Origin of the sequence: Pseudomonas sp. JY-Q, from assembly GCF_001655295.1 — a bacterium.
In the GTDB taxonomy this organism is placed as follows: domain Bacteria; phylum Pseudomonadota; class Gammaproteobacteria; order Pseudomonadales; family Pseudomonadaceae; genus Aquipseudomonas; species Aquipseudomonas alloputida.
In genome coordinates this window covers 3,594,044-3,608,451 of record NZ_CP011525.1, presented here as the reverse complement: position 1 = coordinate 3,608,451, position 14,408 = coordinate 3,594,044, and the positions used below count along the sequence as shown (strand labels likewise).

The 14,408-nt window shown below is 63.2% G+C and carries 12 protein-coding genes; all 12 read right to left on the bottom strand.

The features are described from left to right. Position 1: 1 nt before the first annotated feature. The gene (locus AA098_RS16390; protein WP_060538202.1) at positions 2–1,351 is read right to left on the bottom strand and encodes a D-serine ammonia-lyase; all 1,350 of its coding nucleotides are present in this window, start codon (positions 1,349–1,351) and stop codon (positions 2–4) included. A gap of 34 nt (positions 1,352–1,385) precedes the next feature. Then, complete coding sequence (locus tag AA098_RS16385; RefSeq protein WP_060545000.1) at positions 1,386–2,729, bottom strand: gluconate:H+ symporter; 1,344 nt, start codon at positions 2,727–2,729, stop codon at positions 1,386–1,388. A 414-nt stretch (positions 2,730–3,143) separates the two neighbouring features. After that, positions 3,144–3,866, bottom strand: coding sequence for a proteasome-type protease (locus AA098_RS16380; RefSeq protein WP_054888213.1), 723 nt, complete (start codon positions 3,864–3,866; stop codon positions 3,144–3,146). 73 nt (positions 3,867–3,939) lie between these two features. After that, the gene (locus tag AA098_RS16375; protein ID WP_004576480.1) at positions 3,940–4,719 is read right to left on the bottom strand and encodes a transglutaminase family protein; all 780 of its coding nucleotides are present in this window, start codon (positions 4,717–4,719) and stop codon (positions 3,940–3,942) included. Then, on the bottom strand, positions 4,716–5,666 hold the full coding sequence (locus AA098_RS16370) for an alpha-E domain-containing protein (RefSeq protein WP_003254074.1): 951 nt from the start codon (positions 5,664–5,666) through the stop codon (positions 4,716–4,718). Before AA098_RS16370 ends, AA098_RS16375 begins: the two co-directional genes overlap by 4 nt. 3 nt (positions 5,667–5,669) lie before the next feature. Beyond that, positions 5,670–7,079 (bottom strand): circularly permuted type 2 ATP-grasp protein, encoded by a 1,410-nt coding sequence (locus tag AA098_RS16365; protein ID WP_003254073.1) that lies wholly within the window; start codon positions 7,077–7,079, stop codon positions 5,670–5,672. A 433-nt stretch (positions 7,080–7,512) separates the two neighbouring features. Then, positions 7,513–7,884, bottom strand: coding sequence for a RidA family protein (locus AA098_RS16360; RefSeq protein ID WP_003254071.1), 372 nt, complete (start codon positions 7,882–7,884; stop codon positions 7,513–7,515). Between the two features lie 27 nt (positions 7,885–7,911). Continuing rightward, complete coding sequence (locus AA098_RS16355; RefSeq protein ID WP_004576483.1) at positions 7,912–8,607, bottom strand: DUF3726 domain-containing protein; 696 nt, start codon at positions 8,605–8,607, stop codon at positions 7,912–7,914. A 2-nt stretch (positions 8,608–8,609) separates the two neighbouring features. Further along, positions 8,610–10,304: a hypothetical protein gene (locus tag AA098_RS16350; RefSeq protein ID WP_004576484.1), complete on the bottom strand. Its 1,695-nt coding sequence runs from the start codon at positions 10,302–10,304 to the stop codon at positions 8,610–8,612. A 26-nt stretch (positions 10,305–10,330) separates the two neighbouring features. Beyond that, the gene (locus AA098_RS16345; protein WP_004576485.1) at positions 10,331–11,881 is read right to left on the bottom strand and encodes a BCCT family transporter; all 1,551 of its coding nucleotides are present in this window, start codon (positions 11,879–11,881) and stop codon (positions 10,331–10,333) included. A 55-nt stretch (positions 11,882–11,936) separates the two neighbouring features. Beyond that, on the bottom strand, positions 11,937–12,923 hold the full coding sequence (locus AA098_RS16340; RefSeq protein ID WP_003254063.1) for a dipeptidase: 987 nt from the start codon (positions 12,921–12,923) through the stop codon (positions 11,937–11,939). Positions 12,924–12,936: 13 nt separating this feature from the next. Continuing rightward, positions 12,937–14,379, bottom strand: coding sequence for an aldehyde dehydrogenase family protein (locus AA098_RS16335; RefSeq protein WP_064614775.1), 1,443 nt, complete (start codon positions 14,377–14,379; stop codon positions 12,937–12,939). Positions 14,380–14,408 lie beyond the last annotated feature (29 nt).

The window sequence follows — 14,408 nt, the reverse complement described above, 5'->3', positions numbered from 1 at the left end:
GTTACACATTTGCCTGCAGGCTGCGCCCTTTCGCCAGATAGGTGTTGAATTCATCGTCCGGCACCATGCTGCCACCCGTCCCCCAGACGAGGTGTGTAGCCTGCTGCAGCTGGGTTGGGGTGAAGCTCTGGCGAGCCAGGTACTCGCCTGCTTGCAGCACCCGCAGCATACCGGGTACGCCGGCCAGGGCAGAGGGTTCCAGTTTGACCTTGTCCTGCTCATGGGCGATGACCATCAAGCGGTACAGTTCTTCGTCGGTCACGGTGTAGTAACCATCGATCAGGCGCTGCATGGCTTTGCCGACAAACCCTGATGGGCGCCCGACCGCCAGGCCGTCGGCGGCGGTGATGTTGTCGATGCCGAAGTCCTGCACGCTGGTTTCATCGTGCAGGCCGGTATAGACACCCAGCAGCATGCAGGGGGAATGGGTGGGCTCGGCAAAGATGCAGTGCACCGCATCGCCGAATACCAGTTTCAGCCCGAACGCAACACCGCCTGGGCCGCCCCCTACGCCGCACGGCAGGTACACGAACAATGGATGATCTGCGTTTACCTGGATGCCCGCCTGGTCGAATTGCCGCGCCAACCGTTCGGCGGCCACGGCATAGCCGAGAAACAGCTGCGGGGAGTTTTCGTCGTCGACAAAGTAACAGCTGGGGTCGGATGCCGCCTGCTGGCGGCCCTGCTCGACCGCCACGCTGTAGTCGGAGGCGTGTTCGACCACCGTGACACCGTTGGCCCGCAGCTTGTCCTTCTTCCATTGCCTGGCGTCAGACGACATGTGCACGCTCACCTGGAAGCCCAGCTTGGCGCTCATGATGCCAATCGACAGCCCCAGGTTGCCGGTCGAGCCCACGGCGATCGTGTACTGGCTGAAGAATGCGCGGGCCTGGTCGCTCGCCAGTTTGGTGTAGTCATCCGTTGGCGTGATCAAGCCGGCAGCCAGGGCCAGGTCCTCGGCGTGCTTGAGCACCTCATGGATGCCGCCCCGGGCTTTGATCGAGCCGGAGATAGGCAAGTCGCTGTCCGCCTTGAGCCACAGGCTGCCTGCGTTCTGCAGCGATCCCTCCTCGACAAGCAGCTGGCGCAGCTGTGGCAGCGGGGTGATGTGCGACTCGATGACCCCGCCGGCCGCTGCCGTCTCGGGGAACACGGTGGCCAGGTAAGGCGCGAACCGCTGCAGCCGCGCGCTGGTGACTTGCACGTCGGCCGCCGTCAGGCCCACGTCGTGCAGGGCTTCTGCAGCCTTGGCGATGCCAGGGTTGAACCAGCTGGTTGGCTTCAGGGCCACCAGCTCGGCGATGATCGGGTGGCTTTGTTGCCAGGCTTCCAGGGTTTTTCCGTGAATCATGATTTCACCTGTAGTGCGGTATGTGCAGAGTAGATCAGACAATCTTCGAAAGGAGCAGGGTCAGGCACAAGGCGACTACCGAGGCCAGCACTGTAGCGGCAGTGAACTTCTTCAGTGCATCACTCAGGGAAAGGCCCAGGTACTCCTTCACCACCCAGAACGCCGAGTCGGTGATGTGGGTCCAGCCGATGGCGCCGGCGCCGATGGCGATCACCAGGATTTCCCGGTTGTATTCCGGGTGCTGGCCAAGGATTGGCATTACCATGCCGGCCGCGCTGATCATCGCGACGGTGGCCGAGCCGACGGCAAAGTGCATGATCCCGGCGATCAACCAGGCGAGGATGATCGGGTTGAGCTGCGTCTGGTTCAGTACATCGGCCAGTGCCTTGCCGATGCCGCTGCCCACGAGCATGTCATTGAAGGCACCGCCGGCACCGATGATCAGCAAAATGCCGGCCAGGGGAGGGAAACAGCGCTGGGTCAGGCTCAGCAGGTCTGCCATATCCAGGCCGCGGCGCAAGCCCAGTGCCCAGTAGGCGAACACCACCGACAGCGTCAGGGCAATCAGTGGGCTGCCCAGGAAGGCCACCCACTCGTACAGCGCAGAGCCCTTGTCCAGGACCGTGACGGCCAACGTTTTGCCGACCATCAACACCAGTGGCAGCAGTACGGTGGTGAGTGTGATGCCGAACGCGGGCGTTGCCTGCTCTTCTGCTTGAGCCACCGTGCGCGCAGACAGGAAGGCCTGCTGGGATTCGTCGGCTTCACGGTTACAGGTGAAGCGAACCCACACCGGGCCCGCGATGATAGCGGTCGGCAGGCCAACGATCAGGCCGTACAGGATGACCGTACCGATATCCGCATTGAGCATGCCGGTGATGGCTGTGGCGGCCGGGTGTGGCGGGAGAATGCAGTGCACCACCATCAGCGAGGTGGCCAGCGGCACGCCGAGGTACAGCATGCTGATACGGGTTTGCCGTGCAACCACGTAGATCAACGGAATCAGCAGGACGAAGCCGACTTCGAAGAATACCGGGATGCCGGCGATGAAGCCGACGAGCATCATTGCCCACGAGGCATTGCGTTCCCCCAGCCCGTTCAGCAGTGTGGTGGCGATGCGCCTGGCACCTCCGGATTCCTCCAGCAGTTTGCCGAGGATACTGCCCAGGCCGATGATGCCGGCAAGAAAGCCCAGCGTGCTGCCCATGCCTTTCTCGAATGCCGCCACGATTGCCGTAGGCGCCATGCCGGTGCCGACACCGACCACCAGGCTTGCGGCCATCAAGGCCAGAAACGGGTGTACTTTGAGTTTGCTGATCATGACGACGATCAGGAGTATCGCGGTGCCCAGGACGAGTAATGAGAACGTTGGAGTCATCGTGTGGTTTTCTCTATCGCTGATCGCTTCCGTGCGAGCTTCTTGTTGGTTTGCACCCATTAGATTTCAGCGATTTGATCGACTCAAACGATCACTCCTCACCCCATAGGTGAGCCCATGTCATGCATGGCATGGGGCGGCATTGCGGGAGTCTGGTCGGAGCGGTGAATTGGCACCGGTGTAGCAGCGCACGACATGACAGGCTCGTGACAGGGGGGAAGGCGCAGGATAACCCACGGAGTTTCGAACATTACACATTGGTTTTACTGAGGTGTTGCCTGTACCGGCCTGTTCGCGGGCTCGCCCGCTCCCACAGGCCATCACAGCCTTCAAGGCTTGCACAGTACCTGTGGGCGCGGGCCAGACCGCGAAGGTGCCTGTCCAGGCACCAAAGGATCTGGACAGTTCGCTTACTCAGCCATAAGGTGGCGCTGGCAGTTCGGCCAGCAGGGTTTTCAAGCCGTCGCTCCACTGCCTGCGAATCTGCTGGTAATAGGCATCGTCGCTGGTAATGCGCTTGCGCGTCATGCTTTCCAGGCTGTTGTTGCGGTACACCAGCAAGTCCAGCGGCATGCCCACCGACAGGTTGCTGCGGATGGTGGAGTCGAACGAGATCAGGCCGCAGCGCAGCGCTTCATCGAGCGGTGTGCGGTAATCCAGGTTGCGGTCGAGTATTGGCCTGCCGTACTTGCTTTCACCCAGTTGCAGAAACGGGGTGTCCGGTGTGGCCTGGAAGAAATTGCCTTGTGCATACACGTTGTAGATGGCCATGGGGCCGCCGGCTATCTGGCCGCCGACGATGAATGAACTGCTAAGGTCGATATCGGCCGTGAGCTTGCTGCGGTCTCTTTTGACCACCTCGCGCAGGGTGTCGGCGACCAGCACCGTTGCATCGTAGAGCGTGGCAACGTTCAGCAGGTGGGGGCCGTTGCCCTGGGTGCGTTGCTGCAGCAGGTTTACCACCGACTGTGAGGTCGCCAGATTGCCGGCGGTCTGCAGCACGATCAGCCGCTCGCCCGGGGCGCTGAAGACGAACAACTTGGTGAACGTGGAGATCTGGTCGATGCCGGCGTTGGTGCGTGAGTCGCTGATGAAGACAAGCCCGTCCTCCAGGTGCATGGCGACACAGTAAGTCATGCGGTTTCCCTTGTGTTGCGTGTGGAAGGGTCTTGCCGCACTCGCGCGGCAAGACCGGTCTGACGCCAGCCTGTCACTGGCGATGCACGTGGACGCTGGCCTGCATCGATTCGGCGCCGCCGCCGCGGCGTACGCCCCTGACCGGACAGGCATCGAGGTAGTCCAGGCCCACCGCGAGCTTCAGGTGACGCTCTGGCCGGGTCAGGCGGTTGGTAATGTCGAAGCTGTACCAGGCTTCGTCGACCCAGGCTTCGGCCCAGGCGTGGCTGGCCAGGTGTTGTTCGTCCTCGGTGCACAGGTAGCCGGACACATAGCGTGCCGGCACCCCCAGGCTGCGTGCGCAGGCCAGGAAGGCGTGGGTGTGGTCCTGACACACGCCTGCGCCACCGTTGAAGGCTTCGATGGCCGTGGTGCCCACCGACGTGGCCCCAGGGCTGTAGGGCATGTGCTCGGCCAGGCCTTGCATCAGCCCGATCAGTGCTGCCCGGTCGCGGTGACTGCCACAATGCCGGGCGGCGAAAGCAATCAGGGTGTTGTCGGCCAGCGTCAGGTGGCTACCGCGCAGGAACGGCAGGGGGGACTGGCTCTCGGTTTCGTGTTCGCAATCCGGGTCGATCTCGACCTGGCCGTGTGCGGTAAGCGCCAGGTGGCCATGGGGTTTGTCCAGTGTCAGCACATGCAGGATGTTGCCGTAAGGGTCGATCTGGCCCTTGACCTTGCAGGGCAGGTCCAGTTGCCATTGATTGATACGCTGGCGTTCGCTGCTGCGCGGCGTCAGGCGCAGGAACTGGATACTGTTGCACACGTCGCTGGCGTAGCTATAGGTCGTGTCGTGGCGAATGGACAGTTTCATACAACCTCCAGGTAGGAGTGATGGACGGCCTGGCCCAGTTGGTTGATGCGGCCGATGAAGTCGCTTAGCCAGGGGTGCAACCCTGCATCAAGGATTTCGTCGATTGCGGTGTAGCGCAGGCGCGCGTTCAGTTCGGCGGCCATGCGCTGGGCGGCACGCCCGGTACTGCCCGGCAGGCCCGCCAGGATCAGGTCCAGTTCCTCGATGCAGGCATGCAGCGAGCGCGGCACGTCCACCCGCAACAGCAGCAGCTCGGACACCGGCCGGGCACTGGGCGCGGCGCGATAGAGCTCGTTGAAGGCCTCATACGAGGTCAGCGCGCGCAGCAGGGCGCTCCATTGGTAATAACCGCGGGCGGAGTCGTCGCTGACCTCTTCGGAGGCCTCGCCGAACATTTCATAGCGCGAATCGAGCAGGCGCAGGGTGTTGTCCGCCCGCTCCAGGAAGGTCCCCAGGCGAATGAAGCTGTAGGCATCGTTGCGCATGATGGTGCCGGATGTCGCACCGCGGAACAGGTGTGATCGTTCCTTGACCCAGTCGCAGAACTGGCTGATGCCATAGCGACCCAGGCCGTTGCTGGCAATGTTGCGCATTTCGATCCAGGTGGCGTTGATGTTCTCCCACATGTCGGCGGTGATTCGGCCGCGCACTGCATGGGCATTGGTCCTGGCGGCCTGCAGGCAGCAATAGATGCTGCTGGGGTTGGTGGCGTCGAGGGCGAAGAAGTGCAGCATGCGCTCGGTGTCGAGTTCCTTGTGCCGACGCAGGTAGTCGTCCAGCATGCCCGAGGCCATCAGCGACATTGCCAGCTCGGCATGGCCGTCGCTGCGCCCGGCCTGGGGCATCAGCGACAGCGAGTAGCTGACCTCGAGCATGCGCGCGAGGTTTTCTGCACGCTCCAGGTAGCGGGACATCCAGTACAGGTCGGAAGCGGTTCGCGAAAGCATGGCTCAGTCCTCCACCACCCAGGTGTCCTTGGTACCGCCGCCTTGCGACGAGTTGACCACCAGCGAGCCTTCCTTGAGCGCCACGCGCGTCAGGCCACCGGGCACCAGGCGGGTTTCACTGCCCGACAACACGAACGGGCGCAGGTCGATGTGACGCGGTGCGATGCCGCTGTCGACGAAGGTCGGGCAGGTTGACAGGCACAGCGTCGGTTGAGCGATATAGGCGTGCGGGCGGGCTTTGATGCGCGCGCGGAAGTCCTCGATCTGGGCTTTGGTCGAGGCGGGCCCGACCAACATGCCATAGCCGCCGGAACCTTGGGTTTCCTTGACCACCAGTTCGGGTAGGTGGGCCAGTACATGGGACAGGTCCGCCGGCTTGCGGCACTGCCAGGTCGGCACGTTGTTCAGGATCGGTTCTTCGCTCAGGTAAAAGCGGATCATGTCGTCGACAAAGGGGTAGATGGATTTGTCATCGGCCACGCCAGTGCCGACGGCGTTGGCCAGTACCACATTGCCGGCGCGGTAAACCGAGATCAGCCCCGGCACGCCCAGCATGGAGTCAGGGTTGAAGGACAGCGGGTCGAGGTAGTCGTCGTCCAGGCGACGATAGATCACGTCCACCTGTTGGGGGCCGGCCGTGGTGCGCATGTAGACATGCTCATCACGCACGAACAGGTCGGCGCCTTCGACCAGCTCGATGCCCATTTCCCGGGCCAGGAAAGCATGCTCGAAATAGGCGCTGTTGAAACGGCCGGGCGTGAGCAGCACCGCGGTAGGGTTGTCCAGTGGACTGGCGCTCTTGAGCGTGTCCAGCAGCAGGTTGGGGTAGTGATCGATGGGCGCGATGCGCTGGGCGGCAAACAGTTCGGGGAACAGGCGCATCATCATCTTGCGGTCTTCGAGCATGTAGCTGACGCCGCTGGGGGTGCGCAGGTTGTCTTCCAGCACGAAGTAACTGCCATCGCCGTCACGTACCAGGTCGACACCGGCAATATGCGCATACAGCCCACGGTGAAGGTCCAGGCCCTGCATGGCGATCTGGTAGCCCTCGTTGGCCAGCACTTGCTCTGGCGGGATGATGCCGGCCTTGAGAATGCGCTGGTCGTGGTAGATGTCCTGCAGGAACAGGTTCAGCGCCTGTACCCGTTGAATGCAGCCACGCTCGACCGTGCGCCATTCGCTGGCGCGGATGCTGCGCGGGATGATATCGAAGGGGATCAGGCGCTCGGTATCCTGCTTGTCGCCGTACAAGGTGAAGGTGATGCCAGCGCGGTGAAACAGCAGGTCGGCCTCGCGGCGGCGCTGTTCCAGCAACTCCAGCGGGGTGTTGGCCAGCCAGCGGGCGAACTCCTGGTAATGCGGGCGGCAAGTGCCGTTCGCTTCGTACATTTCATTGAAAAAAGCCCGGGACATACCCACTCCTTGCCGCCGTTGCCGGCAGCTTCATTGCGGTTCATCTGCGTCTTTCAGGGTGCTGCCTTGCTGGGGTAAGTGGGAGCTGTGTCTCGCGTTAACCTCGGTCTCGGTAGATTGCCTGTGCGTTGAGTACAACCGGTCTGTGCAATAAAAGTGCCGAATACCCCTGGCGGTTCTGGCGATGCAGGAAATGTGAGGGGCACACCCGATGTGTGCTGCCTGGCCGCAAGGGCCGGCGCATCAAAAGAGGGCGCTTTTGATCCGGGCGCGGGTTTTGAACCGAAATGGGGCGCAAGCCGGTGCCCGGCGGCAGAAAATGGGAATAGTCCGGGTGCATGACTTGGGGGGAAGGGGGCATGCATCGAGTGCCGCGCGGGCGGCACCCGATTGAACACACGCTGAATATCGCCAGGCGAGCGCCTTCAGGCCCTCAGAGGCAGGCGTAGACCACCAGCTCCACCAGCATTTCTTCCCGGGCGAGGCCCGCCACCACGACGGCCGCGCGGTTGGGGTAGGGTGCCTGGAAATACTCGGCGTACACGGCATTTACAGTTGCCAGATAGCGGCGGTCGGTCACGTAGATCAGTACCTGGGTCACGGCATCCAGCGAGCTGCCAGCGGCTTCCAAGGTGTGGCGCAGGTTGTCCAGTGTCTGGCGGGCCTGTGCCTCGATGCCGCCGGCAACCACCTGGCCCTGCGTATCGATTGGGATCTGGGCCGTGTACAACGTACCGTTGCCGACGACCGCCCATTCCAGTGGCGCCCTGGAGGCGAACAGCTCGGTCTTTATTGCATGCTTCATGGGTTGTTTCCTCAGTGGCAAGGGTGTTCAGTCGGCGTCGCTGCCGCCGCCTGCACCGTGGCGGCGTGAGGCATCGGTGCTCTCGACAAGGATGTGTTCGGCCAGCTGCCTGAGCCTTTGCCAGGTATGTTCGTTGACGGTAAAACCTTGCTGCAGTGTGCGTTGCGGGTCGGTTATCGCCTGGGCGGTCTGGCCTGCTCGGGTGAACAGCACCGTTACGTCTTGCGCGGCCGCTTCAATGCCCCGGGGCCGGGCTTCACTGCTCAGTTCCGGGCGCGGCATGCCGGCGGTAAAATCGGCCAGGTGGTATTGGCGGGCGTCCTCCCAGCGGGCTTGCACGTGCAGCCCCTGCACAGCTGCCCGGCTCAGGTAGCCCAGCAACAGCAAACGGTTGTGGCAGTGGCGGATGCGCAGTTCGGCCTGACCACAGCGCATGGCCTTGGCTGCCGCCAGTTCCACCACCGTCGCGGCGCAGCGCAATACGCTCTGGCCCTTGGCGTCGATCACCAGCAGGGCGTTATCCTCATGGCACAAGGCGTATGGCTGTGCAGCTTCGGCTTGCAGATAACGCAACGCCTTTTCCAGTGCACCGACGCCATCAAGCCCCTGCAGTTGCAGCCAGCCCACGAGTTCGGCGGCATCCTCGCAGTCGCCCGGGGCGAAGCCCATGCCTTCGAATGCCTTGCGGCACATCACCTGTATTTCGTTAAGCGATACGCGCATGGTCAAAGCTCCCTTTGCGGCATGACTGCGAAATTCCAGTCGTCTGCGAACGGCTGACCGATGTCGCTGACCAGCGGCGCGCCCTGGAACAGCGTGATACGCACCCAGCGGCTTGACTTTGGGTCGAATTTCCCCGCGCCGAAAAATGCCAGTTTGCAGCGCAGCAGGTGAATCGGCAGCATGTCCCGGGCCAGCAGATTGGCACGGATTTCACCGAAGTTTGTTTTTGCCATGCCTTGCAGGCGGCGTACCGCGCCCTTGAACCTCGGTTGGGCGATCAGGAAGTGAGCGGTCAGCGCCTGAGGCTGCCGTTGCAGGTGCTCCAGCAGCGCGCCATGGCACTGCTGGATATTGCGGGCAATACCCAGCTGCATTTCTTTTTCGGCCCCTGGCTCCTCTGCGCGAATGCCCAGGCGCGGCTCTTCTTTTTCAGCTGAGCGGTACCAGAAGAAGTGCTCCGCATCGGCAGCACTGAAGTCGTAGCGCAACGCCCAGCCATACTGCTGCTCGATGAGCTGGCGCAGTTGCCCAAGGGGCATCTGGGCGTCCAGCTGCCAGCTTTCGTTGACCCCCATGTGCTCGGCCAGGGGCGTGACCTGCTCGGGGTACAGCTCCAGCAGCAGGCTGACCAGAAGCTCCTGGCAGCCCACCCCCGTGTGTAATTGCGCCCAGGCCAGCAGACGCGGCCAAAGGCCCGCGCCGTCGGCTTGCGTGCCAAGCCAGGTGGCCAGTAAAGCAAGCTCGGCCAAGGTTTGCAGGTTCTGCTCATGCTGGCGCTGGTCTTCGGTCCGGGACTGGCTCAGGTGCAACTGGGCGCGCGCCAGCAATTGCTGCAGGCGTGCCAATTGGTCGGGCTCCGCCGACTGCGCCAGCACCAGGGCCAGGGCCGTTTCCCGCGTACTGATCCAGTGCTCCACCAGTTGAGGGTGGTTGATCAGAAAAGGGGCCATTCCCAGCCCGGTCGCGTTGCCGACCCCCAGGTAGCGTTGTAGCGCCGGGGCCAGTTGCACTGCCCGCTGCGGGGCGAGTGCCCGGGCCATGTGGTTGATCTGCTCGATGCTGAAGTGTCGCAGCAGGTAGACGGTGAACATCTGCGCGCTGAACGGCTGGTTGAAGTCCGGGTTATCTTGCAGGCAACCAAAATCTGCGATGCCGAACTTGCCGTTACCGTACACCGCGGTGGTGCGATACAGGTAGCCGACTTCAGCCAGTTGTTGTGGATCGGGCTGGCGTCCTTCTGCCAGCGCCGCCAGAAACCGGTCGAAATTGCGCAAGCTACGGTTGGCCCGCGACAACACCAGCACGCGTGCATCGAAGCGACCGGCTTCCTGCAGCGGCACGTTGCGTTGCAGGTCGGCCAGTTGTGCCGAGTCGACATCGCCGGCCACCAGCACGAAGCTGACGTCCCACTGGTCGGCGATGACCCGATCGCTGCGCTTTTCGGGCGGCAGGTAGGCCGAGAAGATCACGCAGTGGTAATGGCCGTTTGGCGTTTCGATGCGGTAGATCGCAGTGCCGAAGCCTTGGCCATCGAGGTCGAAACAGCTGCGCCGGATTTGCCAGCGCTGCTGCATCATCCGCCGCATGCTGCTGCGCACGAAGCTTAGCGGGCTCTGGAAGTGGCTACCCAGCCGGGCCAGGTCCATGACTTGGCTGGCAGGGCGCAACGCGGGTATTGCAGGCACGCTGTTGGGCATTGTTGTTGTACCTGGATGGATCATGTTCAGACGCCTTGTTCACGGGCCATGTGTCGAGCGATGCGCACGGCATCCCACAGCGCTGGCAGGATCACCAGCGACACCGGCACCGCGGTGATGACAATAAAGGATTGCAGGGCCGTCACCCCGCCTGCGCCAATGGTGATCAGCACCACCGCCGCCAGGCCCATGCCGATTGCCCAGAAACCGCGCAACCACTTCTTCGGTTTATCGTTGCTGGACATCGCCAGCGCCACGGTGAAGGCCATGGCGTCGCCATTGGTGGCCACCGAGATGAAACTCAAGAACAGGAACAGCGCGCTGACAAGGCCACCCAGTGGCAGGTGCTGCGTCACTCCCAGCAACAGGTCTTCAGGCTTGGCGCCATGGGCGGTGACGATGCCTGGCGTTTGCAGCTCCAGGCCGATCCCGGTACCGCCCACCACAGTGAACCAGAACATGGTCACCAGCGGTGCGATGATCGACAGCGTCATGATGATCTCGCGGATGGTGCGGCCCCGCGAGATCCGCGCGACATACAGAGCCACCATGGGCGCGTAGCCGATGAACCAGCCCCAGTAGAACACCGTCCACCAGTCCAGCCATTTGGGGTCGGCGCGGAACATCGTCAGGGGGATGAAGTGCTCCACGTGCAGGGCAAAGGCCGCCGGGAAACCGCCGAGGATGAACAGCGTCGGTCCGAATACCACCATGAACAGGGCCAGGCCGATCATCAACCAGACGTTGATCTCGCTGACAAAGCGGATGCCTTTGAGGCCCACCAGGCACGAGACGGTGTACATCGCGGTCACCAGGACAATGGTCAGCGACTGGGTGACGATAGTGTTGGGCAGCCCCCACACGGCGTGCATGGCGCTGCTGATCTGCAGGCCAAGGAAACCGATCGGACCGATGGTGCCGGCCACTACCGCGATGATCGAGGCAGCGTCGGCCAAGGTGCCGATCGGGCCCTTGAGCGCTCGCTGGCCGAACAGGGGGTAAAGCAGGGTGCGCGGCGCCAGCGGAAGGCCTTTATCGTAATGCAGGTGCATCAGCACGATCGCCAGCAGGCTGCCCAGCACGGCCCAGGCCAGGAAGCCCCAGTGCACGAACGATTGCGCCAGTGCCGCGGTGGCCGCCGCTTCGCTGTGCGGTTGCAGGCCGGCGAAGAAGGGCGGTGGGCTGGCAAAGTGCATCAAGGGTTCGGCAGCGGCCCAGAAGGCGCCACCACCTGCCAGCAGGGCGCACATGATCACGGCGATCCAGTTGAAGGTGCTGACGTCCGGGCGCTGGGTGACCCCGCCCAGGCGTACACGCCCGCACCTGGAAAAACCGATGAACAGGCTGACGGCGAAGGTTGCCAGCATCAGCACTTGCCAATAGAGGCCAAAGGCCTTTGTCGACCAGGCGAACAGGGTATTGACCAGCGCCGACACGGTGTCGATGTCGATCAGCGCCGCCAGCAGGAAGGCGCCGAGGAATCCGCCGCTGATCAGGAACAACGGCCAGTCGATATCGCGTGCCATAGGCAGGCCCATGGCCTGGCCGTCGGCCTGCAAGGTAGTTGGGTTTTTCATGAAACCTCCGGAACCTGCGATTCTTTTTATTGTTGATGCTGTCCGTGCAAGGGGTTCAGGCCTGTGCCGTGGTGGCGGTCTCCAGCAAGCGCAACCAGTTCAGCCCCATGATGTTGCCCACGTCGTGCTCGGCAAAGCCGCGGGCGCGCAGGCCCTGGGCAATGTTGCGGAAGTCGCGGCTGTCGCGGAACCACTGCAAGGGCGCCGGCCAGTTGGCGTTGTCCCTGGAGCCTTCGCCGTAGTCCTTGTCCTTGCTCCAGCGGCCGTTGCGCATCCATTCCAGCACTGACAAGGGTTGCGCCTGGCACAGGTCGGTGCCGATGCCGATGTGCTCCACACCCATCAGGTCGGCGGTGCGCGCGACCATGTCGCAGAAACTTTCCAGGCTACAGTCCGAGGCACCCTTGAGGTGGAACGGATAGGTGCTGAAGCCCAGCAGCCCGCCGGACTCTGCGATCCCGCGTAGCACCGCATCGGATTTGTTGCGCTTGGCGGCGTGGAAGCTGGCAGGGTTGGCGTGGGAGATGATCACCGGTCGGCTGGACAGTTCGATGGCCTCAAGCGTGCTTCGCTCGGCGCTGTGAGACATGTCGATGAGCATGCCGACGCGGTTCATTTCGGCGATCACCTGGCGGCCGAAGCGGCTGATGCCGTTGTCCTCGCGCTCATAGCAACCGCTGGCCAGCAGGCTTTGGTTGTTGTAGGTCAGCTGCATGACGAACACCCCGAGCTGGCGGAAAACCTCCACCAGGGCAATGTCGTCCTCGATCGGCGAGCAGTTCTGGAAGCCGAAGAAGATACCCACCCGGCCCTCCTCGTGGGCCAGGCGGATGTCGCTGGCCGTGCGCACCGGGCGGATCAGCTCGGGCCATGTCTCGAAGCGGCGGTTCCACTCGCCCAGGCGTGACAGGGTTTCGCGGGCGTTTTCGTGGTAGGCGATGGTGGCGTGCACCGCGCTCAGGCCACCGGCCTGCATCTGCTGGAATATTTCCTGGCTCCAGTTGGAGTACTGCAGGCCGTCGATCATCAAAAGGTCGTGCATGGCATGTATTCCTTCAGGGCCGCAGGTAGGTGGTCTTGACCACGGTGTAGAAGTCGCGAGCGTATTGCCCCTGTTCCCGGGGGCCGAAACTCGAGGCTTTGCGGCCCCCGAATGGCACGTGGTAGTCGGTCCCGGCGGTGGGCAGATTGACCATCACGCAGCCGGTCTGGGCGCGGCGCTTGAAGTGGCTGGCGTGGCGCAGCGACTGGGTGATGATCCCGGCTGTGAGGCCGTACTCGGTATCATTGAGCGTGGCCAGCGCCTCTTCAAAATCGCGCACGCGGATCACGCAGGCGATGGGGCCGAACACTTCCTCGCGGTTGATGCGCATGTCGTTGCGGCTGTTGATGAACAAGGCCGGGCGCATGTAGTAGCCATCGGAGGCCAATTGCAGGCGCTCGCCGCCTTCTATCAGGGTGGCGCCTTCGGCCTGGGCCAGTTGCAGGTAGGCCAGGTTCTGTTCCAGCTGGCGCGCGTCAGCGACCGGGCCGATCTGTACGCCAGCCTCCAGTGCATGGCCAACCTTCAGCTGGCGCATGCGCAGGCGCAGCGCCTCGACGAAGCGGTCGTGGATACCGTCGCAGACGATCAGCCGTGACGACGCGGTGCATTTCTGCCCGGTGCCAAAGAAGGCCCCGTTGAGCGCGCATTCCACGGCCAGTTCGAGGTCGGCGTCGTCCATGACCACCAGGGCATTCTTGCTACCCATTTCCAGCTGGCAGCGCACCAGGTTACCGGCGGTGGCCACCGCTACGCGTCGGCCCGTCTGCAGAGAACCGGTGAACGTCAGGGCATCGATCTCGGCGGACTCGATCAGGGCCTCGCCGACGTCGGCACCGCTGCCCATCACCAGGTTGAAGGTACCGCTGGGCAGGCCCTGACGGCTGATGATCTCGGTGAGCGCCCAGGCACTGGCCGGCACCAGGTTGGCCGGCTTGAACACCACGGCGTTGCCGAAGGCCAAGGCCGGGGCGATTTTCCAGGCGGCGGTGGCCATGGGGAAGTTCCATGGGGTAATGATGCCCACCACACCCACCGGTTCGCGATGCACTTCGATGTCGACCCCTGGGCGCACCGAGGCGGCAGTCTCGCCCATCTGACGCAGCACTTCGGCGGCGTAGTAATGGAAGAACTGGCCACTGCGGTTGACCTCGCCGATGCCTTCGGCCAAGGGTTTGCCTTCTTCTCGCGACAGCAGTTCGCCGAGTTCTTCCTTGCGGGCGATCAGCTCGTCGCCGATGGCCATCAGCACTTGCTGGCGGCTTTCCAGACCACTGGCGGCCCACAGGGGTTGAGCGGCGCGGGCGGCCTGGATGGCCTGGCGGGCCTGTTCGGCGCTGGCCTGATGGTACTGGCCGATCAGGTCGCCAGTGTCCGAGGGGCTGAAGTTGCCCAAAGTGGCGTGGCCTTCACACCACTGGCCATCGATGTAGTTGTTGTAGGTCTTGTGTGACATGGATGAACGCCTCCGTTTGCATGGCATTC